The sequence below is a fragment of the Methylocystis sp. H62 genome (assembly GCF_015709515.1).
Taxonomy (GTDB): Bacteria; Pseudomonadota; Alphaproteobacteria; order Rhizobiales; family Beijerinckiaceae; genus Methylocystis.
In genome coordinates this window covers 97,249-117,500 of sequence record NZ_JADNQZ010000054.1, presented here as the reverse complement: position 1 = coordinate 117,500, position 20,252 = coordinate 97,249, and the positions used below count along the sequence as shown (strand labels likewise).

The 20,252-nt window shown below is 62.6% G+C and carries 21 protein-coding genes and 1 other RNA gene; 7 read left to right on the top strand and 15 right to left on the bottom strand.

The features are described 5' to 3' along the window. Positions 1–22: 22 nt before the first annotated feature. A complete protein-coding gene (locus IYY11_RS12440) occupies positions 23–1,297 on the top strand; it encodes a glycerate kinase (protein ID WP_196404141.1) in 1,275 nt (424 codons plus the stop codon). Positions 1,298–1,450: 153 nt separating this feature from the next. On the opposite strand, the gene IYY11_RS12435 is transcribed toward IYY11_RS12440, so the two are convergent. Next, a complete protein-coding gene (locus IYY11_RS12435) occupies positions 1,451–1,714 on the bottom strand; it encodes a BrnA antitoxin family protein (RefSeq protein WP_196399760.1) in 264 nt (87 codons plus the stop codon). Further along, complete coding sequence (locus tag IYY11_RS12430) at positions 1,698–2,000, bottom strand: BrnT family toxin (RefSeq protein WP_196404140.1); 303 nt, start codon at positions 1,998–2,000, stop codon at positions 1,698–1,700. The genes IYY11_RS12435 and IYY11_RS12430 overlap by 17 nt, the downstream gene beginning before the upstream one ends. Before the next feature lie 90 nt (positions 2,001–2,090). On the opposite strand from IYY11_RS12430, the gene IYY11_RS12425 reads away from it, so the two are divergent. Genes IYY11_RS12425 through IYY11_RS12415 form a run of 3 tightly spaced genes read left to right on the top strand, consistent with a single transcriptional unit; the run spans position 2,091 to position 4,993 of the window. After that, complete coding sequence (locus IYY11_RS12425; RefSeq protein ID WP_196404139.1) at positions 2,091–2,942, top strand: NADPH-dependent oxidoreductase; 852 nt, start codon at positions 2,091–2,093, stop codon at positions 2,940–2,942. 20 nt (positions 2,943–2,962) lie between these two features. Beyond that, positions 2,963–3,670, top strand: coding sequence for a class I SAM-dependent methyltransferase (locus IYY11_RS12420; RefSeq protein ID WP_029648769.1), 708 nt, complete (start codon positions 2,963–2,965; stop codon positions 3,668–3,670). Positions 3,671–3,673: 3 nt separating this feature from the next. After that, positions 3,674–4,993 carry an MFS transporter gene (locus tag IYY11_RS12415; RefSeq protein WP_196404138.1) on the top strand — a complete coding sequence of 440 codons (1,320 nt, stop codon included), beginning with the start codon at positions 3,674–3,676 and terminating at the stop codon, positions 4,991–4,993. 110 nt (positions 4,994–5,103) lie between these two features. Here IYY11_RS12415 and IYY11_RS12410 read toward each other — a convergent pair whose 3' ends face one another. Beyond that, positions 5,104–5,565: a pseudoazurin gene (locus IYY11_RS12410; RefSeq protein WP_196404137.1), complete on the bottom strand. Its 462-nt coding sequence runs from the start codon at positions 5,563–5,565 to the stop codon at positions 5,104–5,106. 178 nt (positions 5,566–5,743) lie between these two features. Then, positions 5,744–7,555, bottom strand: a complete 1,812-nt coding sequence (locus IYY11_RS12405; RefSeq protein ID WP_196404136.1) for an ABC-F family ATP-binding cassette domain-containing protein — start codon at positions 7,553–7,555, stop codon at positions 5,744–5,746. 100 nt (positions 7,556–7,655) lie between these two features. Here IYY11_RS12405 and IYY11_RS12400 point away from each other — a divergent pair, with 100 nt between their 5' ends. After that, complete coding sequence (locus tag IYY11_RS12400; RefSeq protein WP_196404135.1) at positions 7,656–8,330, top strand: class I SAM-dependent methyltransferase; 675 nt, start codon at positions 7,656–7,658, stop codon at positions 8,328–8,330. Here IYY11_RS12400 and IYY11_RS12395 read toward each other — a convergent pair. After that, complete coding sequence (locus IYY11_RS12395; protein WP_196404134.1) at positions 8,319–9,950, bottom strand: L,D-transpeptidase family protein; 1,632 nt, start codon at positions 9,948–9,950, stop codon at positions 8,319–8,321. The two genes, IYY11_RS12400 and IYY11_RS12395, sit on opposite strands and share 12 nt — an antisense overlap. Positions 9,951–10,424: 474 nt before the next feature. Between IYY11_RS12395 and IYY11_RS12390 the strand changes: the two genes are divergently transcribed. Then, positions 10,425–10,721 (top strand): type II toxin-antitoxin system HicB family antitoxin, encoded by a 297-nt coding sequence (locus IYY11_RS12390; RefSeq protein ID WP_014890644.1) that lies wholly within the window; start codon positions 10,425–10,427, stop codon positions 10,719–10,721. Here the strand turns inward: IYY11_RS12390 and IYY11_RS12385 are convergent, their stop codons facing one another. From IYY11_RS12385 to IYY11_RS12345, 9 genes are all read right to left on the bottom strand, one after another. After that, the gene (locus tag IYY11_RS12385; protein WP_029648763.1) at positions 10,722–10,916 is read right to left on the bottom strand and encodes a type II toxin-antitoxin system HicA family toxin; all 195 of its coding nucleotides are present in this window, start codon (positions 10,914–10,916) and stop codon (positions 10,722–10,724) included. Further along, a complete protein-coding gene (locus IYY11_RS12380) occupies positions 10,917–11,978 on the bottom strand; it encodes a TIR domain-containing protein (protein WP_210331336.1) in 1,062 nt (353 codons plus the stop codon). Positions 11,979–12,080: 102 nt separating this feature from the next. Continuing rightward, positions 12,081–14,453 carry an ATP-dependent helicase gene (locus tag IYY11_RS12375; protein WP_196404132.1) on the bottom strand — a complete coding sequence of 791 codons (2,373 nt, stop codon included), beginning with the start codon at positions 14,451–14,453 and terminating at the stop codon, positions 12,081–12,083. Positions 14,454–14,580: 127 nt separating this feature from the next. Beyond that, the gene (locus IYY11_RS12370) at positions 14,581–14,874 is read right to left on the bottom strand and encodes a ribbon-helix-helix domain-containing protein (protein WP_196404131.1); all 294 of its coding nucleotides are present in this window, start codon (positions 14,872–14,874) and stop codon (positions 14,581–14,583) included. Further along, a complete protein-coding gene (locus IYY11_RS12365) occupies positions 14,871–15,068 on the bottom strand; it encodes a DUF4169 family protein (RefSeq protein ID WP_196404130.1) in 198 nt (65 codons plus the stop codon). The genes IYY11_RS12370 and IYY11_RS12365 overlap by 4 nt, the downstream gene beginning before the upstream one ends. Next, entirely contained in the window at positions 15,068–15,658 is a 591-nt protein-coding gene (locus IYY11_RS12360; RefSeq protein WP_196404129.1) for an SspB family protein, read from the bottom strand. The genes IYY11_RS12365 and IYY11_RS12360 overlap by 1 nt, the downstream gene beginning before the upstream one ends. A 100-nt stretch (positions 15,659–15,758) precedes the next feature. Next, positions 15,759–16,116: a transfer-messenger RNA gene (ssrA, locus tag IYY11_RS12355) on the bottom strand. Between the two features lie 49 nt (positions 16,117–16,165). After that, the gene (gene pth / locus IYY11_RS12350) at positions 16,166–16,771 is read right to left on the bottom strand and encodes an aminoacyl-tRNA hydrolase (RefSeq protein WP_196404128.1); all 606 of its coding nucleotides are present in this window, start codon (positions 16,769–16,771) and stop codon (positions 16,166–16,168) included. Between the two features lie 64 nt (positions 16,772–16,835). Further along, positions 16,836–17,477, bottom strand: coding sequence for a 50S ribosomal protein L25/general stress protein Ctc (locus IYY11_RS12345; RefSeq protein WP_196404127.1), 642 nt, complete (start codon positions 17,475–17,477; stop codon positions 16,836–16,838). A gap of 239 nt (positions 17,478–17,716) precedes the next feature. Between IYY11_RS12345 and IYY11_RS12340 the strand changes: the two genes are divergently transcribed. Continuing rightward, a complete protein-coding gene (locus IYY11_RS12340) occupies positions 17,717–18,064 on the top strand; it encodes a PepSY domain-containing protein (RefSeq protein WP_196404126.1) in 348 nt (115 codons plus the stop codon). Between the two features lie 84 nt (positions 18,065–18,148). Here the strand turns inward: IYY11_RS12340 and aspS are convergent, their stop codons facing one another. Continuing rightward, positions 18,149–19,930 carry an aspartate--tRNA ligase gene (aspS, locus tag IYY11_RS12335; protein ID WP_196404125.1) on the bottom strand — a complete coding sequence of 594 codons (1,782 nt, stop codon included), beginning with the start codon at positions 19,928–19,930 and terminating at the stop codon, positions 18,149–18,151. Between the last annotated feature and the right edge of the window lie 322 nt (positions 19,931–20,252).

The window sequence follows — 20,252 nt, the reverse complement described above, 5'->3', positions numbered from 1 at the left end:
GAAGAACAAGGTAAAATGCGCGATGTCCGACGATTTCCGCACCCTCCTTCGCGCCATGTTTGACGCCGCCGTCGCCGCTGCGTCGCCAACGGTCTGCCTGCCGCCCTATCTCGCGAAGATCGCCCCGCCGAAGGGCCGCACCATCGTCGTCGGCGCCGGCAAGGCCGCCGCCTCCATGGCGGCCGCGGTGGAGGCGCATTGGCAAGGCCCGCTCGAAGGGCTCGTCGTGACGCGCTACGAGCATGGCGCGCCGACAAAACACATTGAAGTGATCGAAGCGTCGCATCCGGTGCCTGACGCCGCCGGCCGCGAAGCGGCCAAGCGCATTTTGCAGAAGGTGCAGGGGCTTTCCGAGGACGATCTCGTTCTCGCGCTGATTTCCGGCGGCGGCTCGGCGCTGATGGCGCTGCCGGCCGAAGGCGTCACGCTCGAGGAAAAGCAGGCGGTGAACAAGGCGCTGCTGAGGAGCGGCGCGAACATCTCTGAGATGAATTGCGTGCGCAAGCATCTCTCCGCCATCAAGGGCGGGCGTCTCGCCCGCGCCGCGGCGCCGGCGCGCGTCGTGGCGCTGATGATTTCCGATGTGCCGAATGACGATCTATCGGTGATCGCCTCGGGCCCCACGGTTCCCGATCCGACCACGCGCGAAGACGCGCTCGCCGTCATCGCAAAATATAAGATCGACGCGCCGGCGGCGGTGCTGGCGCATCTGCAAGAGCCCGGATGCGAAACGCCCAAGCCCGGCGACGCCATCTTTGAGAAAGTGCAGAACATTCTCATCGCCACGCCGCAAGGCTCGCTCGACGCGGCTGCGGCTGTAGCGAAAGCGGCAGGATTTACGCCCTGCATTCTCGGCGATCTTGAAGGCGAGTCGCGCGACGTGGCGCTCGTGCACGCCGGCATCGCAAAGCAGATCGCCCTCCATGGCCAGCCCTTCGCGCCGCCCGTCGCCATCATCTCGGGCGGCGAGACGACCGTCACCGTGCGCGGCAAGGGACGCGGCGGACGTGACGCCGAGTTCCTGCTCGGACTGACGCTGGCGCTCGAAGGCTTCGGCGGCGTATCGGCGATCGCTTGCGACACCGACGGCATCGACGGCAGCGAGGACAACGCTGGCGCGATCATGACGGCGGATTCGTTCGAGCGCGCGAAAAAGGCCGGCGTCGATCTGAAGGCGCATTTCGCCAACAATGACGCCTACACGGCGTTCGAGAAGCTCGGCGATCTCATCGTAACCAAGCCGACGCGCACGAATGTGAATGATTTTCGCGCGATCCTGGTGCCGAAGCGGGTGTAAATACGCATCTGGCCGAATGTCATTCCCGACGCGCGCGATCGGGAATCCAGAAAAAACCAATCTTTCGCGACGTTGCTCTGGATTCCCGGTCAGGCCTTCGGCCTGCCGGGAATGACGCCGTCCAAGCGAACGGATAACCGGATTTCCTAGGACTCAGCGGACCTTTTCGGCGAGCCAGATTTTTATCAGCGACTGATAGGGCACGTCGCGTTTATTGGCGGCGATCTTTATCTGCTCGAGCAGACTGACCGGGAGTCGTAGAGAGATCGAGGTCGTCGACGGTTTGAGATTCGGCAAGCGAACGCGCTTCGCCTTGCTCCAGTCGACATGTTCCGCGGAGTCGTGACTTTCCCAGTAAGCACGTTCGTCTGCTTCGGTTGCGAACGTCGGCGGCGGAGTCTTAGTCGTCTTGCTCATAGCGTTGTCGTTCCTTGCGACTCATATCGCGGGCGGAGATCACTCGAATGCGCGTCCCGTTTGAGCGCAGCGTGAATGTGACATGCAGCAATCGAGATGCGTCCGTTCGACCGAGGGCGTGATAGCGTGGCTCGCTCTGGTTGTGAGCCAAGTCGTCCGTCACGATCAGCGGATCATTGGCAAAAATCTGCTCAGCCTCCGCCTGGCTCACGTCGTGCTTTTCGACGCTCTTGCGCGCGTTGCCGTGATCCCACTCGAAACCGGCGACATGCTCGAAATTGACCATTTGTGTATATTTCCATAATATACAACAGAGTCAACAAAGCGAAAGGGCGGAATGTTGCGCCAGCAGAGCAACCCGCCTAAAGGAAGCGCCATGAACAAGCCTTTGAGCCCGGAAACCTTCGATCCGCGCGGCGCGGCGGCGATGTTTGAACGCTATCGCCGTGACGATTCGCCAAAGCCCCAGCAGTGGAACGACACGCTCGATCTCATTCTGGCGCATCGTTCGCATCGCAATTTCCTGCCCGAGCCGCTGCCCGAGGGCGCGCTGGAGATCATCGTCGCGGCGGCGCAGTCGGCGTCGACATCGTCGAATCTGCAAGTCTGGAGCGTCGTCGCGGTGCAGGACGAGGCGCGCAAGACACGTCTCGCCGATCTTGCCGGCGGCCAGAAGCACGTCCATCACGCCCCGCTGTTTCTCGTCTGGCTCTGCGATCTCGCGCGTCTCGAGAATATCGGGCGCGAGAGGGGGCGTGACGCCGCCGGATTGTCTTACTTCGAGATGTTTCTGACCGGCGCGGTCGACGCCGCGCTCGCCGCGCAGAACGCGGTCAGCGCGCTTGAATCGATCGGCCTCGGCTGCTGCTATATCGGCGCGATGCGCAATAAGCCGGAAGAGGTCGCCAAGGAATTGAATCTGCCGCCGAACGTCTTCGCTGTCTTCGGCATGGTCGTCGGCGTTCCCGATCCGGCCGCCAACGCCGCCGTCAAGCCTCGCCTCGGTCAGGCGGCCGTGCTTCATCACGAGCAATATGACTGGGGCGACGCGCAGCGCGAGGCGATCGAAACGCTCGACGAAAAGTTCAAGGAATTCCAGAAGGAGCAGGGCCTGCCGGATCAGGGGTGGATTCGTCAGGCGCTGTCGCGCGTGCGCGGGCCGGAGGCGTTGAGCGGTCGCGACCGCATTCGCGAAGCCCTCAACGCACTGGGCTTTGCTCTTAAGTGAATCGACAAAAAGGCTGGCTCATGAACGCCGATGTAAAGAGCGCATACTCGGGCGAGATTTTCGATCTCTGGGACACCTATGAGAAAGTCGTCGTCAAGGATTTTATGTTCCATGCGGCGCTCGGCGAAGAGGTCGAGCGCGCCTTGCGCGAGCGCTTCGAAGGGCGAGCCTTCTCTCTGCTCGATCTCGGTTGTGGCGATGCGCATGTCTTTGCGCCGATTCTGCGCCGCATCCCGCCGGCAAGCTACAAGGGGATCGATCTTTCGGACACCGCGCTCGCGCTCGCAGCCGAAAACCTGAAATCTCTGCCGTGTCCGGTGCAGCTCGCGCACAGCGACATGCTGTCGGCTCTTTCCGACGGCGTCTCCTACGATGTCCTTCACAGCAGCTTCGTTCTGCATCACCTGTCGACCGAGGACAAAGCGGAGTTCTTTCGCCGCGCGTCGCGCGCGCTCGCGCCCGGCGGCCTGCTGTTGCTGGTCGACACGATGCGCGAGGAAGACGAAACGCGCGATGACTATCTGAGGCATTATTTCGCCTGGATCGAAAAGGACTGGACCGGCCTTTCGCGGGCTGAAAAAGACGCGATTTTCGATCATGTCTCGACAAGCGACTATCCGGAGCCCTTGTCGCTTCTGGAGCAGCAGGCGCGCGCGGCAGGTCTTAAGCGCTTGCCCGGCGATGTTCCGCATCGCTGGCACCATCTCATGCGCTTTGAGCGGGCTTAACTAATGTCGGATGCGGCGGTCGCAGCCGCTCCAAAGCCGGGCGCGGCGCGCGAGGCTCTCGACGCCGACCGCGTCGTCGCGAAAGTGGCGCGGCGACTGGTCCCTTTTCTCGTCACGGCCTTTATCGTCGCCTATCTCGACCGGGTGAACATCGGCTTCGCCGCCCTGACAATGAATGCCGAACTTGGCTTCACGCCGGAATTCTTCGGCTGGGCCGCCGGCGTCTTCTTTATCGGCTATTGCCTGTTCGAAGCGCCGAGCAACTACATCATGCACCGCGTCGGCGCGCGCCTGTGGATCGCGCGCATCATGGTGAGTTGGGGCCTCGTTTCGGCGCTCACCGCCTTCGTCTGGAGCGAGGCGAGCTTCGTCGCTCTGCGTCTGCTGCTCGGCGTGATGGAAGCCGGTTTCGCGCCGGGCGTCATTCTCTATCTCACCTATTGGATTCCCGCCGCCCAGCGCGCGCGCGTTCTCGCCAGCTTCCTGATCGCGGTTCCGCTCGCCAGTGCGATCGGATCGCCGATCTCGGGATTCATCCTCGCCTCGCTGAACGGCGTCGGCGGGATCAGCGGCTGGCGCTGGCTGTTCCTGATGGAGGCGCTGCCTTCGATCATTCTCGGTATTGTCTGTTTTTTCTATCTGCCTGACGGACCTCGGTCGGCGAAATGGCTCACCTCCGGCGAAAAGGCGTCGTTGCGCGCCGTGCTCGAGCGCGAGGCCGGGCAGGATCATGGCGACCATTGGCGCGCGCTCAAGGATGTGCGCATTCTCATTCTCGGCGTCGCCTATTTCGGGATCGTCATCGCCCTCTACGGCTTGAGCTTCTGGCTCCCGCAAATCATCAAAGCCTTCGGATTCGGCGTCATCGCGACGAGTTTGCTGGCGTCAATTCCCTATATTTGCGCCGCGCTGGCGATGTGGGCCTGGAGCCGCAGCTCCGACCGGCGCCGTGAGACCGTCTGCCACACGGCGCTCGCCGGCGTCGTCGGCGCAATCGGACTGGCCTGCGCCGCCTACGCGCCGACACCGTTGCTGTCGATGATCGCGCTGTCCGTCGCCGCTGTCGGCGCGATCGCGGCGCTGCCGACGTTCTGGAGCTTCACGACGCTGGCGCTCGGAACCGGCGACGCCGTGGTTGGCGTCGCGGTGATCAACTCGATCGGCAATATCTCGGGTTTTGCCGGGCCGTATCTCGTCGGTCTCGTCAAAGGCGCGACGGGCGAATTTTCTGACGCGCTGCTCGCGCTCGCCCTGGGACCGCTGATCGCGGCTTTGCTGATTCTCCGCATCGGCAGGGTCAGCCTTCGATTTCGTCGCGCCTGACGTCTCGTTCCGGCCATTTCCCGTTGCCGGAGAGAGGCTTTCGCCGCGGCGAAAGCCTCTCTCGTTGCGGCTGATTGGGCGTTCGCCAACGCCGCATTAGGCGCGAAGACTCAGAGGCTGCCCAGAAGTTTCGTCATGACCTCGCCCGCCTTGCCGGGCAGCTTCGCCTGCTTGGCGGCGTCGAGATTGGCCGGCTCTCCGACGATGACGACGCCGACCATTCCCAGCGTGTAGTGCGGATCGCAACGGAAGCCATAGACGCCGGGCGTTGACAGCGTGATCGCCAATTCCTCATTGATCTTGCCGCGGAACGGCTCGGCGCCCGAAGGGAGCAACTCCTTTATGGTGACGGCGTTATGCCCCTTGTCGGCCGCGACGAATTTAATCGTGTCGCCCGGTTTGATCCGCACGACCTCCGGCTCGAACACCATGTAACGGTCCGCGCCCTTGTTGAGCATTTTGATCTCGACGGTTTCGCCCGCCATCGAAGGGCGCGACCATCCGATGAGGATCGCAAGAGCCAAAGCGGTCGCGCCGAATGGGCGGCCAAGAGTGAGATATGCGCGTGTCACGAAGCTTTCTCCCTGGAACTATTATTAGTTGACGCGCCAATGCAAATTTCCGTGCAACGGCGCTTCTCTTGGAAGAGAACCCGAGATCTATCTATGCTGTTTTCGATCATCAATAACGAGCGGCAAAACTTCGCATGGAAGACTTCCATTGTGCCGACTTCTGTAGAGCGGAAGTCTTCTAGTTTGACCGCTCTTCCTCGCGCTTGATTTCGAGCGCAAGCCACTCATCTTCGGCCTTGGCGATGTCGGCTTGAAGTACGGCGAATGCTTCGCTCGCCTTGGCGAATTTAGCCGGATCGCGCGCATAGAGCTCCGGGTCGTCAAGCAGTCTCTGCAATTTCGCGCATTGTTCCCGCCACGCATCGATCTTGGCGGGCAGGGTCGTGAGCGCGTGCTGCTCCTTGAAGGAGAGCTTCTGCCGTATCGCCGCCTTCTCGCGCGGCGCGGGCTTTTCTTTCGTCTCCCGCGCTGAGGCGATCACGACCCGCGTCTCCACGCCCTTGCCGCGCTGAGCGACCATGTCGCTATAGCCGCCGGCATATTCAATCCAGCGGCCATCGCCATCGCTCATCAAAACGCTCGTCGCGACGCGATCGAGAAAATCGCGATCATGGCTGACGACGATGAGCGTGCCGGGATAATCGGCGAGCATTTCCTCTAAGAGATCGAGCGTTTCGAGATCGAGGTCGTTCGTTGGTTCGTCGAGCGCGAGGAGATTCGACGGCTTCGCCAGCGCCCGCGCCAGCAGCAAGCGCCCGCGCTCGCCGCCCGAAAGCCTGCCGATGGGCGTGCGCGCCTGTTCCGGCTTGAACAGGAAATCCTTCATGTAGCCGATGACGTGACGCCGTTCGCCATTGATCTCGATCGTGTCGGAGCCGCCGCCGGTCAGCGCGTCCTGCAAGGTGGTTCCCGGATCGAGACTCGCGCGGCTTTGCTCGAGGGTCGCCATTTCGAGATTGGCGCCTAATCGCACCTTGCCGCTGTCGGGCGCGAGCGCGCCGGTCAGCAGGTTGACGAGCGTCGTTTTGCCGGCGCCGTTCGCGCCGATGATTCCGATGCGGTCGCCCCGCAAAATGCGCGTCGTGAAATTCTCGATGATGACGCGTTCGCCGTAAGACTTGCCGATCTTGATCGCCTCGAGGACTAGCTTGCCGGACAGCTGCGCTTCGCTGGCTTCAAGCTTCACGTCGCCGGTCGGCATGACGCGATCGCGGCGCTCCGCGCGCAGATGATGCAGGCCCCCGAGTCGCTTCATATTGCGCTTGCGCCGCCCCGAAACGCCGTGGCGCAGCCAATGTTCTTCGGCGACGATCTTGCGCTCCAACTTGTGCTGCTGCTTTTCCTCTTCCTCCAATTCGCGGTCGCGCCAGGCCTCGAATTCCTTGAAGCCGCGCGCCAGATGGCGCGTGCGGCCACGGTCGATCCACAGCGTTTCCCGGGTCAGATCCTGAAGAAAGCGGCGGTCGTGGCTGATGAGCACGAGCGCCGAGCGCAACGCCGCGAGCCTTTCTTCGAGCCACAGGATCGTCGGCAGATCGAGGTGGTTCGTCGGCTCGTCGAGCAGCAAAATGTCGGGCTCAGGCGCGAGAACGCGGGCGAGCGCCGCCCGTCGCGCTTCGCCGCCCGAGAGGCGCGCAGGGTTTTCATCCCCCTCGAGCCCCAGATCGTTGAGCAGGGTTCTGGCGATGTGGGGATCATCGAGGGGACCGAGGCCAGCTTCGACATAGGCAAGCGCCGTGGCGAAGCCGGAAAAATCCGGCTCCTGCGGCAGATAGCGCAGCGACGCGCCGGGCTGCAGAAAGCGCACGCCGGCATCCGGCTCGATTTCGCCGGCCGCGATCTTGAGAAGCGTCGATTTGCCCGAACCATTGCGGCCGACGACGCACAGCCTTGCGCCGGGCGCGACGGCGAAATCGGCGCCTTCCAGCAGCGGCTTCCCGCCGAGCGTGAGCATGACGCCCTGGAGGGCGAGGAGGGGCGGAGGGGCCATTGGAAGCTTAGCAGCGTCTTATGAACATGAGATAAGCTTCTTCCACGCAGGCGGGCCGGTTGTCACCCCCGAAGCCGCCGATAGTTCCGGAGCGAGCACGATGCAGATCACCACCGAGCAAATTCACGCCGGACAGGCGGTCTACACGCCGAACATGCTGGCGATTTACGATGTGCTGGTGCTCGGCCTGTCCAATCGCTGGATCTGGAAATGTCCGACGCCGCGGCTGCTGGCCCATTACGATCGGCATGTCAGCGACAATCATCTCGATGTCGGCGTCGGCACCGGCTATTTTCTTGATCGCTGCCGTTTTCCAACTCCGACGCCGCGCGTCGCGTTGATGGATTTAAACCGTGAGGCGCTGCAATTTTCGGCGCGACGCATCGCGCGCTACCGGCCCGAGACCTATGTGCGCAATGTGCTGGAGACGATCGATTTTGACCGCGCCAAATTCGACTCGCTTGGCGTCAATTATCTCCTGCATTGCCTGCCGGGCGACATGACGACGAAGGCGCGCGCGTTTGATTGTCTGTCGCCCTTGATGAACCCAGGCGCCGTCGTGTTCGGCTCGACGCTGCTGCAGGGCGGCGTCGCGCGCAGCTTCGCCGCGCAGAGGCTGATGGCGTTCTACAATTCCAAGGGCATATTTTCGAATACGCAGGACGATCTGGAGACGCTGACGCGCGAACTCGAAAAGCGCTTTGACGCCGTCAGCGTTGAAACGGTCGGCTGCGCCGCGCTGTTTTCCGCGACGGTGAAAGGTTCAGGCGCCTAGCCCCAAAGCTTTCCGCACCCGCGCCGAATAGCCGTAGAGATCGGGGCGCAGCACGATTCGCCCGCCTTCATCGACATAGGCGGTGAAATATTCGATGTGGATCGGCAGCGGCTTCGCCAAGTTGATGTAGCGCTCCGAGCCGCCGATCAGCCGGCGAACGCGGCTTTCCGACCAGCCGCTGCCGGGGCCGAGCACGGCTTCGGCGAACGCGAAAGGCGCGTCGACGCGCATGCAGCCATGGCTGAAGGCGCGATGCGACGCGGCGAACAGGTTGCGCGACGGCGTATCGTGCAAATAGACCGAGAAATCGTTGGGGAACATGAATTTGATGCGACCAAGCGCGTTGCGCTCGCCGGGCGGCTGACGCACCACGAGCTTGCCGCCGCGATAGGACACGTTGAAGCCGTTCGCCGCGATGGCGGCGACGTCGCCATTGGCCTTCGGCAGCATCTCCTTGTTCAGGATCGATGGCGGCACGTTCCAAAACGGATTGACGATGATGTACTGCAGCGCGTTGGAGAAGATGGGCGTCGGCGTCGCCTCTTTGCCAACGATGACGCGCGTGCGATGCGTCACCTCGCCGCTGCGCACGACGGCGAGTTCGAAGTCGGGGATATTCACCTCGATCCGTTCTTCGCCGAGGTCGCGCGGCAACCAGCGCCACCGCTCCATATTGGCGATGATTTCGGCTTCGACCCGCGAGGTCGAAGCCTTGGCGAGTCCGGCGGCGCGGCGCTTGGACTTGCTTGCGGGTAAGACATCGCTCTGGGAGCCCACAGTCGCCGCGGCGTAAAGTCCGTCAGACGCCGGCGCGCCGGCGCGCAGCGTTCTCAGCTCAATGAGTTTTTCGCGCAGCTGCTGATAGCCATAATGCGTGGGATTATAGGCCTGCAGCGCGTCGCCGGCGGTTGCGCCAGCGCCGGCGACTTCGGCCACGGCCAGCGCTGGATCGGGGAGGGTCGTTTTCGCCCCGACGAGTCGCGAAATGCGCTCAGGGTCGATCCGGGCGCCGCGCGCCTGTAACGCATAGGCGGCGATCGCCTCCGACAGAGCGAGTTCGTCCGCCGCCGTGGGCGCAGCCTTTTCGGCGTCCGGCGCGGCATAGGCGCGAAGATCGAGCCCGTCGTCGGCGGCGAGCGCGAGACGCGCGAGCGCGGCCCGAGCCGAGGCGCGCCATTCTCCCTTCTCGATCCAGAACGGCGCGAGATCCCGAGCGGCGTAGGAGGTGGCCAGCGCCGCGCGCAGCCGATGGCGCTCAGCTCCCAGAGCCGCGCCGCCGGTCGCCCAGGCGTCGAGCGCCAAGGCGAGATCGCGCTTTTCCTCCGGCTGAAGGCTCCAGGCAAGGTCGAGCGGGTCTGGCGTGGTAGGCTCGGCGCGCAACTCGACGTCGAGCAAAACCGCGGCGGGCGCGGCGTTCGCGACGGCGAAGTTCGGATTGTCTAAGGCCGCGCGCGTCGGGACACGCACCACGTCAAGCAGCGCGACGAGTGGCGGCGGGTCAAAAAGCTCGGCGCGACGCGGCGGATACTGCGCCGCAACCGCAGGAGCGGCGAGCGCCGATACGGCCGCAGCCGCAAGCGCGGCGCGGAGAAATCGCTTGGCCTTTTCGCCAGCGGTCATAGCGGTTCCTTGCGCAAAATCCCCTCGCGGCGAGATCTGCGGCGCCTTTCCAGTCAAGATATGGGTGGAGCGCCGCCGCGCGGCAATCCTCCATTGCTTCGCCTGAACAGTAACGCGCGGCGTCAGGCTTGTGAATCGGCGCGAGGCCACGCGGCCTGCTCAGCCCCCGAAAAAGCCGGACTGTGGCGGCGACGCCACAATGGCGCCGGCCTCCGTATCCAGGTTAGCGAGGCGTACTCACCGCGTCACGGCCGCGCTTGTCGCGGCCATCCCCGCGACGACACGATGCGATTGTGCCGTCTCCGCGCGATGTGTTTCGTGATGTCTCGGCGTGGACGCCCGGCGCCAGGCCGGGCATGACGGCTGAAAGCGCGCTGAAATGAGCCCGAGTTCGAAGCCCTGTACAGTGGCGCCGGGCGATGGCGGGCCGGACTCGAACGCGCTATGATTTGTCATGGACCCCAGAGGCCGCCAATGAAGCCCTACATCGTCATCGTCCATAAGGACGAACACAGCGCCTACGGCATGAGCTTTCCCGACGCGCCGGGATGCTTTTCGGCCGCCGACGAGATCGATGACATCTTCGCCATGGCGGCTGAGGCGCTGGAAGGGTGGACCGAAGCGATGATCGAATTCGGCGATCCGTTGCCGACGACGCGCGATTTGTCGGACATCAAAGCCGATCCAAAATGGGCTGATAGCTTCGAAGACGCGGAACTCGTGATCGCCTTGCCGGCTCCGCGTCCCGAACTGATCCAACAGGCCGCTTGATTAATTCTTCTCCCAGCCGGCTTGCCGGTAAATGTGCTTGACGGTTCCGATGGGGATGTCTTTTCGCGGGTGAGGCACGGTAACGATGTCTCGCCGACCGCTCTTTGCGAAGTGATGATGGGAACCAGTCACGCGCACGCGCCGCCACCCCTCTTTTTCGAGGCGGCGAATGATGTCGCGGCTGTTGGTGAGCACCTAGGCGAACTCGTTGAATGCCTTCAACAGCTTCATTGTTGCAGCACCACTGAGTTCGTCTCCTGAATAGCGGCACTCGTACAAGCCCTGTAGGTTCGAGGGTAACGTGGCACCGTCCTCGACGAGCAGGATGAATTTCTTGCCGTAGAGCGCCATGGCTGCTCCGATCTCAATAAGCACATTGCCATTCAGTTGAGGGTATTCGTTACCTTCTTTGTCATAGAGGACCTTTTCAACGCTTACGTGGATCACAGCAGCGCTACATTCGCGCATCTCATCCATAACTTTATCGGGGACAGGTTTGGCCGCGGTTTCTCGATCTTGTGCAACAACCGGCTCAAATTTTCCGTAAGCAACGATGTCCTTCAGTTGCTCGAGTATCTTATGATTTTTGCCGTGCGTTATAAAAACGCGGTTGTTGCCAGGTTTGCAGCACTGAACCTGGTTAGGGTGCACGCCTGAATCACCAGGATTAGCTGCTTCCTCGATGTCTGTGTTTTCTAGCAACTGATCGCTGGGCGGTTCCTCGAAGGAGTCTTCGATTTCTAAGAAGGCATCGATGTTCCCGGCGTCGAACTCGAAGCGAGTTGGCTGTCCCCTTCGTCCTACAATCAACTGGCCAAGATCGGCGCCTTCTGCCAATTGGAAAAAACATACAGCTTGATCATTTAGAATTTTGTCGCTGTCCGACGCTTCATCACCGTAATGGTCGTACCAATAGGCACCCAAGTCACTGGCCGTCACTGAGAGCTCTTGGCGGTGTTTCGCTCTTTCAATTGCTCCTTGATAGGGGGGGCAATCCTTGATGGCGGCTCGTAGCGCGTCGACCTTCTTAGTGCCGTTAGACCGCGCGATCAGCCTTCCGCGTTCGGTTATGCGAAGCTTGTTGGCGGATTCTTCTACAAATTTCCAAGTCTTATACGCATTTAATTTTCTGCCATCTAGAACGGCGGTGTCTAAGACGGCCTTCGCCTCTGCTAAAGTTGCGCCGGTTGGCTTTGTAACAAGATAGCCGCAGATCGCCTCGATATCAGCGACGGTAGTGCGAATGGGAAGGGTCATCGAGCCAACCAGAATCAGATTGTTCACTTGCGACGATAAGAGCGGCTCAAGATAAAAATGTCAACTTAAGAGGCTTATATAAGAGCGCCTCAGCCCAAGTTCTCACCCCGCCTCTACAAAACTCTCCAGCACCATTTTCCTGCCGGCCTTATCGAAATCGACCGTGAGCTTGTTGCCGTCGACCGCCGCCACCGAGCCCGGCCCGAACTTCAAGTGAAACACCCGCGCGCCCACTACAAAGCGCGAACCGCCGGTCGAGCGCGCGATCACTTCGCCCTCGATCGTCACGGGCTGCTTGCCGCGTGCGCCGCGCGACTCGCGCGCCGCGCCGCCACGCGCGGAATCGCCCCGCGCCGACTCGGCGTCCGCCTTGGCCCGCTTCCATCCGGGCGTCGAATAGTCGGAGCCGTAGACGTCGAGATTGGCGAAGCGCGAGACGCCATAGGAGCCATATTGCGAGCCACTCGGCGCCTCGACCACCTCGACATTGCCCGTCGGCAGATTGTCGATGAAGCGTGAGGGCACGGTCGCCTGCCACAGACCGTGAATGCGCCGGTTGCTGGCGAAATAGATCTTGGCGCGGCGCTTGGCGCGCGTCAGGCCGACATAGGCGAGACGGCGCTCTTCCTCGAGGCCGGCGCGTCCCTGCTCGTCAAGCGTGCGCTGGCTTGGAAACAGCCCTTCCTCCCAGCCGGGAAGATAGACGGTTTCGAATTCAAGGCCCTTGGCGCCGTGCAGCGTCATGATCGACACGCGCTCTTGATCGGCGGCGCTGTCGGTCTCCATGACCAGCGATACATGTTCGAGGAAGGACTCGAGGTCGGGAAAGGCCTCCATCGCGCGAACCAGCTCTTTCAAATTGTCGAGCCGCCCAGTGGCTTCCGGCGTCTTGTCCGAACGCCACATCTCGGTGTAGCCGGATTCATCGAGCACTTGCTCGGCCAGCTCATGCTGCGGCTTTGAATCGATCAGCGTGCGCCAGCGGTCGAGATCGCCGATGAGGCCGCGCAGCGCGCCGCGGGGCTTGGGCTTCAGCTCCTCGCTTTCGACAAGAACGCGCGCCGCCTGCATCAGCGGAATGGCTTCGCGCCGCGCATATTCATGCAGCATTTGCAGCGTCGCGTCGCCGAGACCGCGTTTGGGCGTATTGATGATGCGCTCGAAGGCGAGATCGTCGGCCGGCTGCGCGACGCAGCGCAGATAGGCGAGCGCGTCGCGAATTTCGAGCCGCTCGTAAAAGCGCGGGCCGCCGATGACCCGATAGGGCAGGCCGATCTCGACGAAGCGCTCTTCGAATTCGCGCATCTGAAAGGACGCGCGCACGAGAATGGCGATCTCTTCGAGCGAATGGTCCTTGCGGCTCAGCTGCTCGATGTCCTCGCCGATGCTGCGCGCTTCTTCCTGGCTGTCCCAGACGCCGGTGAGCGTCGGCTTTTCGCCCTCGCCGCCATCGGTGAACAGGGTTTTGCCGAGCCGGCCTTCGTTATGAGATATGAGATGCGAGGCGGCGGCGAGAATATGTCCGGTCGAGCGGTAGTTGCGCTCCAGGCGGATGACCTTGGCGCCGGGAAAATCCTGCTCGAAACGCAGGATGTTCTCGACCTCGGCGCCGCGCCAGCCATAGACGCTCTGATCGTCGTCGCCGACGCAGCAGAGATTTTGTTTCCCCGGCGCCCGCTGCGAGATCAGCCGCAGCCACAGATATTGCGCGATATTCGTGTCCTGATATTCGTCGACCAGAATATATTTGAAGCGGCGCTGATAGTCGGCGAGCACATCGCGATTGTCGCGAAAGAGCCGCAGGCTCTCCATCAAGAGATCGCCGAAATCGACGGCGTTCAAGACCTTGAGCCGCTCCTGATAGAGCGCGTAAAGCGCCGCGCCTTTGCCGTTGGCGAAGCTCTCGGCGTCGCCGGCGGGAACCTGCGCCGGCGTCAAGCCGCGGTTCTTCCAGCCGTCGATGCGCATGGCGAGCGCGCGCGCCGGCCAGCGCTTGTCGTCGATATTCTCCGCGCGCAGCACCTGCTTCAAGAGGCGGATCTGATCGTCCGTGTCGAGAATGGTGAAGTTGGGTTTTAAGCCCACAAGTTCGGCGTGGCGGCGCAGGATCTTGGCGCTGATCGCGTGAAAGGTGCCGAGCCATTGCATGGCCTGCGCGCCCTCGCCGACGAGCGCCTCCACGCGCTGGCGCATCTCGCGCGCCGCCTTATTGGTGAAGGTGACGGCGAGGATTTCATAGGCGCGCGCCTTGCCGAGCGCCAGGATGTGCCCGATCCGCGTCGTCAGCGCCCGCGTCTTGCCGGTGCCGGCGCCGGCGAGCACGAGCACCGGCCCGTCGAGGGTTTCGACGGCGGCGCGCTGCTCGGGGTTGAGCGCGTCGAGATAGCGCGGCCGTCCGGCGCTCGCCGCCACGCGCGCGGCAAGCCCGCCCGTCTGCGGCGCGTAATCGTCGATCTCGGGGGGAGGGCTCTTCATGATTCTTCAATCATATAGGAGAACGGAAGGCGAATCACGCTTGCGGCGCTTTCGCCTCCCCCTTGAGGGGGAGGTTGCTCGCCGCAGGCGAGCGGGAGGGGGTGAGAAACATATGTGTGGCGGCAGTTCACCCCACCCCGGCCTGCTTTGCAGTCCGACCCTCCCCCTCGAGGGGAGGGTGTACTTCCAGCGCCCGCTCCAGCACAAACACCCTGAGCGCCGAGGACAGGTTCGCTTCGCCGCGCCCGGCGTCGACGCGGGCGATGAGCCCCGCGAGCGACACGCCGTCTTGCGCCGCGATGTCTTTCAGCGCACGCCAGAAGGCATCTTCGAGAGAGACGCTGGTGCGATGGCCGGCGATGACGACGGAATGCTTGACGACGAGGCGGGAACTGGCGTCTTGCGCCTGCGCCTCGCTCACGCCTGATCGTCCGCTTCTTCCCGCTCGCGCCTATGCGCCTCTAGCCTGGCGCTTTCCAGCTGCGCCTGCGCGGCGGTCAACTCCCGCTCGGATTTGGCGCGCCCGAAGGCTGCGCGCTTCGCTTGCGCGGCGTCTTCCTTGGCGTGGCGGTCGCGCTGTTTGCGCGCGCGCCGCAAATTGACGACCTCGCCCATCAGGGTTTTTTGCGGAAGGCGTCGATCGAGACGACCTTCTCGTCGCCGTCTTCCTTCGCTTCGACCGGCTTAAGTTTTCTTGGCTTATCGGCGCTCGGCGTCTTGTTCGGCTCTGCTTTGGCGGGCTCGACCTTGGCCGGCTTGAATTCCCTTACCGGCTCCGGCGTTTTCACGACAAGGCTTGGTCCGGCCGAAGGCGCGTCCTCCTCTTCGCCTTCCTCAAGCCCGTCTTCGGCGCTCTCAAAGCGCAGGCCGAACTCGACGGCAGGATCGAAAAAGCCGGTGACGGCCGAGAAGGGCACATAGAGATGCTCGGCGACCGAGCGGAACGACAGGGTGACGCCGAAACCTTCTTCGTCGACTTCCAGATCCGACCATTGATGCTGCAGGATGATGGTCAGCTCGCTCGGCCATTGCTCGGCGAGGCGGCGCGAAATCGTGACGCCCGGCGCATCGGTGCGGAAGCTGATGGTGAAGTGATGGTCGCCGGGCAGATAGCCGCTCTCGGCGACGTCGCCCAGCACTTTGCGCATGACGCCGCGCATGGCGTCCTGAACGAGAAGATCGTAGCGAATAATGTCTTTAGCCATTGCGTCGCGCCAGACTGCCATCTGTATGGTCGACCGGCTCCCGCTTCCGACCGCCATGCCTGCCGCGCTTGCATCACGGCGGCGCGGCGCGAGAAAATGAAGTGGAGGCTTCTGTTGCCAGGCGCCTCCTGACCCCGCCTAGAAGTGCTAACCCCTAGGGCTTAATTCCCAGTTTGGGCGCCGCATTACGCGGCGACGGCCACCGGAGCATAGTTGTCGTTGGCAACTATAAGTTTGACCCGATAACGGCGGTATCATGCCGAGCAAAAAATCACCCTTTACACCCTCGTCAATCCTATTTCGCCCCCGCCAAAACCCGCCGCCCGGACGGGCTTTGGTGGAGGCGCCGGGTACCGCCCCCGGGTCCGAATGGTTTATTACGGTGTCCGTTTATCGCCATAGCCGACGCAAGCGACGGCAGACTGAATATAGGCGCTTGCGGGATTTTGTGAAAGTCCCCCACCGTCTTTGTCTTCAGCGCTTTTGCCGAGGGGACGGAGCACGGACCTATTGCGCGCCGATCCGCTTCACAGCGCCAAAGCCCTTCGCGTCCATGGCGAGGTGCAGCCGATTCTGCAGTCCGGCGTCGTCGCCCGTGACGAGCAGTCCGGCGTTTTCGGCGATCGCGTCGCAGAGCGCCGCCACCCAGGGCTCCTCGCTTTTGGCGAAATCGCTGAGCACATAAGCATGGACCAGCGCCTTATCGCCAGGGTGGCCGATGCCGAGCCGCAGCCGTTTATAGTCGTTGCCGATATGCGCGGTGATCGAGCGCAGCCCGTTGTGGCCTGCGACGCCGCCGCCTGTCTTGATCCGGCATTTGGCCGGCGCGAGATCGAGTTCGTCGTGAAGAACCACGATCTCATCGACGCCGATCTTGTGAAAACGCGCGGCTTCGCCGACCGAACGGCCGCTCTCGTTCATAAAGGTCTGCGGCTGCAGGAGCATGACCTTTTCGCCGCCGATCGCCCCTTCGCTGACGAGGCCCCGGAAGCGCGCCCGCGCTTGTGGAAAGCCGTGTCGCTTGGCGATCGCTTCGAGCGCCATAAAGCCGATATTGTGCCGGTTCTTGGCGTAGGCGCGTCCGGGATTGCCCAGTCCGACAAGGAGCAGCATGTGAGCCTCTGACATAAAAATGGCCGGGCGAACCCGGCCATTATCACGGTAAGCTTCGCAGCGCTTACTTCTTCTTTTCATCCTTGGCGGGAGCGGCCGCAGGCGCAGCCGCCGCGGCTGGAGCCTCCTCGGCGCCGCCGCCCGCCGGCGGCGTTAGGCTCGCGACGGTGAAATTCTTGTCGGGATTCGTGGGCTTGCAGCCCTCCGGCAGCGGAATCGCCGAAATATGCAGCGAATCATTGAAGTCCAAGCCCGTCAGGTCGGCGGTGATGGCCTCCGGAATATTGTCCGCCGGCACCCACATCTCCACCGTGTGATAGACGATGTTGAGCGCGCCGCCGCGCTTGATGCCAGGCGCCGCTTCCTGGTTGATGAAATGCACCGGCACTTGCACGCGCAGCCGCGAACCCGGCTTCAGGCGCAGGAAATCCACGTGCATCGGCGTGTCTTTGATGACGTCAAGCTGATAGTCGCGCGGGATGGCGCGCTCCTTCTTGCCGTCGACGTCGAGTTCGAAGATCGTCGTGAGAAAATGCCCAGCGAAGATCAGCTGGGAGAGGCTCTTTTTCTCGAGCGAGAGCGGCTGCGGCGCTTCGCCGCCGCCATAGAGCACTGCTGGTATGCGACCCTCACGGCGAACGCTGCGGGCGGCCCCCTTGCCTGTCCCGCTGCGCACCGTGGCCGCGAGCTTCTTGGTCTCGGCCATATCGGTGTCCTTCATGTCAAAAGAAAAGGCGCTGCTTCGCCTCCAGGGGTGTCGGAAACGCAAGCGCCGCGGCGCTTATAGGGGAGCAAGCCAGGAGAGGCAAGCGGAGCGCCGAAAACCTGCGCGACCCCCTTTCCCATCGCTGCTGGGGCCTCATATGGCCGCAGATCGCTCGCTCGCCTTTGAGCGGCATGGCGCAGCCGTGGCCTGGTTCCGGCTGCAAGAGAAAGGGTTCGAACATGCGTACTCTCGTGACGTGCATCGCGCTTCTCGGGCTCGTCGGCATGGCGGCGACGCCGGCCCAGGCCGACCGTCGGCTCACCCGCGAAGAGAAATCCAGCATCCGTTCAGCGATGAAGGACGCGCAGTGCTCCGGCGGCAAGATGGAATTTGACGACGGAAAATTCGAAGTCGACAACGCGAAATGTCAAAACGGCAAGCGCTACGATCTCACGTTCGATCAGAACTTCAAACTGACGAACAAGGAATTCGAAGGTAGGGCAGGCCGCAACGGATATTATGGCAGTGGCCGCTACGACAGGCGCGACTCGTGGCGCGACAACAGGCGTGGCGTGGATCGCTACTGAGATCGGGGCCGCCGCGCGGCTGGCCGCCGCTTGCCGACGCAGGCAAGCGGCGGCCAGCCATGCAATAAGTAATGGTGCGTGCGCTTACGCCTTGGTCTCCGGCAGATTCAGCCGGATGTGCAGTTCGCGCAGATGCTTCATCGTCGCTTCCGACGGCGCGCCCATCAGCAAATCCTCGGCGCGCTGATTCATCGGGAACAGCGTCACTTCGCGCAGGTTTTCCTCTTCCGCGAGCAGCATGACGATGCGGTCGACGCCGGGCGCGATGCCGCCATGCGGCGGCGCGCCATATTGGAAGGCGCGATACATGCCGCCAAATTTCTCGATCAGCACATCTTCGCCATAGCCAGCGATCTCGAACGCCTTCTTCATGACGTCGGGACGATGGTTTCGGATCGCGCCGGACGATAATTCCACGCCGTTGCAGACGATGTCATATTGGTAGGCGAGGATCGTGAGCGGGTCCTGATTTTCCAGCGCCTCCATGCCCCCTTGCGGCATCGAGAAGGGATTGTGCGAGAAGTCGACCTTCTTCTCGTCCTCGTTCCACTCGTACATCGGGAAGTCGACGATCCAGCAGAATTCGAAGACGTCTTTCTTCGATAGACCGAGTTCGTCGCCGATGCGCACGCGCGCCATGCCCGCGAGCCGTGCGGCGGCGGTCTCTTCTCCGGCGGAGAAGAACACCGCGTCGCCCGCCTTGACGCCCGCCTTGGCGGCGATCGCGGCCTGCGCCTCCGCGGGAATGAATTTCGCGATCGGGCCTTTGCCGGCGAGCGCGCCGCTTTCTTCCTCAAAGATCACATAACCGAGGCCCGGCGCGCCTTCGCTGCGCGCCCAGTCGTTCAATTTGTCGAAGAAGCTGCGCGGCTGCGCGGCTGCGCCCGGCGCGGGGATGGCGCGCACGGTCTTGCCTTTGAACGCCTTGAAGCTCACGTCTTCGCGGGCGAATTCCTCCGACACGTCGGCGATGAGCAGCGGATTGCGCAGATCCGGCTTGTCGGTGCCATATTTGAGCATCGACTCGCGGAAGGAAATGCGCGGGAATTTCTGCGTGACCGCCTTGCCTTTGGCGAATTCCTCGAACAAGCCGCGCAGCACCGGCTCGATCGCGCCGAACACGTCTTCCTGCGTCACGAAGCTCATTTCGACGTCGAGCTGGTAGAACTCTCCCGGCGAGCGGTCGGCGCGCGCGTCCTCGTCGCGAAAGCAGGGCGCGATCTGGAAATAGCGATCGAAGCCCGCGACCATGATCAGCTGCTTGAACTGCTGGGGCGCCTGCGGCAGCGCGTAGAATTTCCCCGGATGCAGGCGCGAGGGCACCAGAAAGTCGCGCGCGCCCTCGGGCGAGGAAGCGGTCAGGATCGGCGTCTGGAATTCAAAGAAGCCCGCCTGCTTCATGCGCATGCGGATCGAGTCGACGATGCGGCCGCGCAGCATGATGTTCTGGTGCAGCTTCTCGCGCCGCAGATCGATGAAGCGATATTTGAGCCGCGTGTCTTCCGGATAGGGCTGGTCGCCGAAGACCGGCACCGGCAATTCGGCGGCGGCGCCCAACACCTCGATCTCGGTGACGTAAACCTCGACCTGTCCTGTCGGCATGTCGGGGTTTTCGGTGCCGGCGGGACGCTTCTTCACCTCGCCGTCGAGCCGCACCACCCATTCGGAGCGCAGTTTCTCCGCCTGCGCGAAGGCGGGCGAATCGGGATCGACGACGCATTGCGTCAACCCGTAGTGATCGCGCAGGTCGATAAACAGCACGCCGCCATGATCGCGGATGCGATGGCACCAGCCGGAGAGCCGGATTTTCTGGCCGACGAGCGCCTCGTTTGGTTCTCCACAATTATGCGAACGGTAGCGATGCATTTTATCTCTCTGGAGGCGGTAAGGCGCCGGCGCGCGAAACCCAGCGTTTCGCGCGGACAAGCACACGGGCGCGCGGAATTTGTCAAGCGCACGATGGAGAATGCTACGGACATTCTATCCGAGCGCCGTCAGTGCGATGCGCTCAATTTTCTTGACAGTAAAGCTCCGCTTCGGCACTTTGAATTTGCGTTTCTCAACTTTGGGCTTTCCGATGGATAGGTATTATTTGTGGTTAGTCAAAGCCGTTGTAATTACTCTTGCTGTTACGACGTGTGCGGGATGCGCCGTAAAGTGGAGCAAGCCGTTCTGAGTTAAGCAAGAA

Excerpts from the sequence above, each read along its gene's own strand:
- IYY11_RS12440 (WP_196404141.1), top strand. The coding sequence starts at position 23 with ATGTCCGACGATTTCCGCACCCTCCTTCGCGCCATGTTTGACGCCGCC.
- IYY11_RS12435 (WP_196399760.1), bottom strand. The coding sequence starts at position 1,714 with ATGAGCAAGACGACTAAGACTCCGCCGCCGACGTTCGCAACCGAAGCA.
- IYY11_RS12430 (WP_196404140.1), bottom strand. The coding sequence starts at position 2,000 with ATGGTCAATTTCGAGCATGTCGCCGGTTTCGAGTGGGATCACGGCAAC.
- IYY11_RS12425 (WP_196404139.1), top strand. The coding sequence starts at position 2,091 with ATGAACAAGCCTTTGAGCCCGGAAACCTTCGATCCGCGCGGCGCGGCG.
- IYY11_RS12420 (WP_029648769.1), top strand. The coding sequence starts at position 2,963 with ATGAACGCCGATGTAAAGAGCGCATACTCGGGCGAGATTTTCGATCTC.
- IYY11_RS12415 (WP_196404138.1), top strand. The coding sequence starts at position 3,674 with ATGTCGGATGCGGCGGTCGCAGCCGCTCCAAAGCCGGGCGCGGCGCGC.
- IYY11_RS12405 (WP_196404136.1), bottom strand. The coding sequence starts at position 7,555 with ATGGCCCCTCCGCCCCTCCTCGCCCTCCAGGGCGTCATGCTCACGCTC.
- IYY11_RS12400 (WP_196404135.1), top strand. The coding sequence starts at position 7,656 with ATGCAGATCACCACCGAGCAAATTCACGCCGGACAGGCGGTCTACACG.
- IYY11_RS12395 (WP_196404134.1), bottom strand. The coding sequence starts at position 9,950 with ATGACCGCTGGCGAAAAGGCCAAGCGATTTCTCCGCGCCGCGCTTGCG.
- IYY11_RS12390 (WP_014890644.1), top strand. The coding sequence starts at position 10,425 with ATGAAGCCCTACATCGTCATCGTCCATAAGGACGAACACAGCGCCTAC.
- IYY11_RS12380 (WP_210331336.1), bottom strand. The coding sequence starts at position 11,978 with ATGACCCTTCCCATTCGCACTACCGTCGCTGATATCGAGGCGATCTGC.
- IYY11_RS12375 (WP_196404132.1), bottom strand. The coding sequence starts at position 14,453 with ATGAAGAGCCCTCCCCCCGAGATCGACGATTACGCGCCGCAGACGGGC.
- IYY11_RS12365 (WP_196404130.1), bottom strand. The coding sequence starts at position 15,068 with ATGGGCGAGGTCGTCAATTTGCGGCGCGCGCGCAAACAGCGCGACCGC.
- IYY11_RS12360 (WP_196404129.1), bottom strand. The coding sequence starts at position 15,658 with ATGGCTAAAGACATTATTCGCTACGATCTTCTCGTTCAGGACGCCATG.
- pth (WP_196404128.1), bottom strand. The coding sequence starts at position 16,771 with ATGCTGCTCCTTGTCGGACTGGGCAATCCCGGACGCGCCTACGCCAAG.
- IYY11_RS12345 (WP_196404127.1), bottom strand. The coding sequence starts at position 17,477 with ATGGCCGAGACCAAGAAGCTCGCGGCCACGGTGCGCAGCGGGACAGGC.
- IYY11_RS12340 (WP_196404126.1), top strand. The coding sequence starts at position 17,717 with ATGCGTACTCTCGTGACGTGCATCGCGCTTCTCGGGCTCGTCGGCATG.
- aspS (WP_196404125.1), bottom strand. The coding sequence starts at position 19,930 with ATGCATCGCTACCGTTCGCATAATTGTGGAGAACCAAACGAGGCGCTC.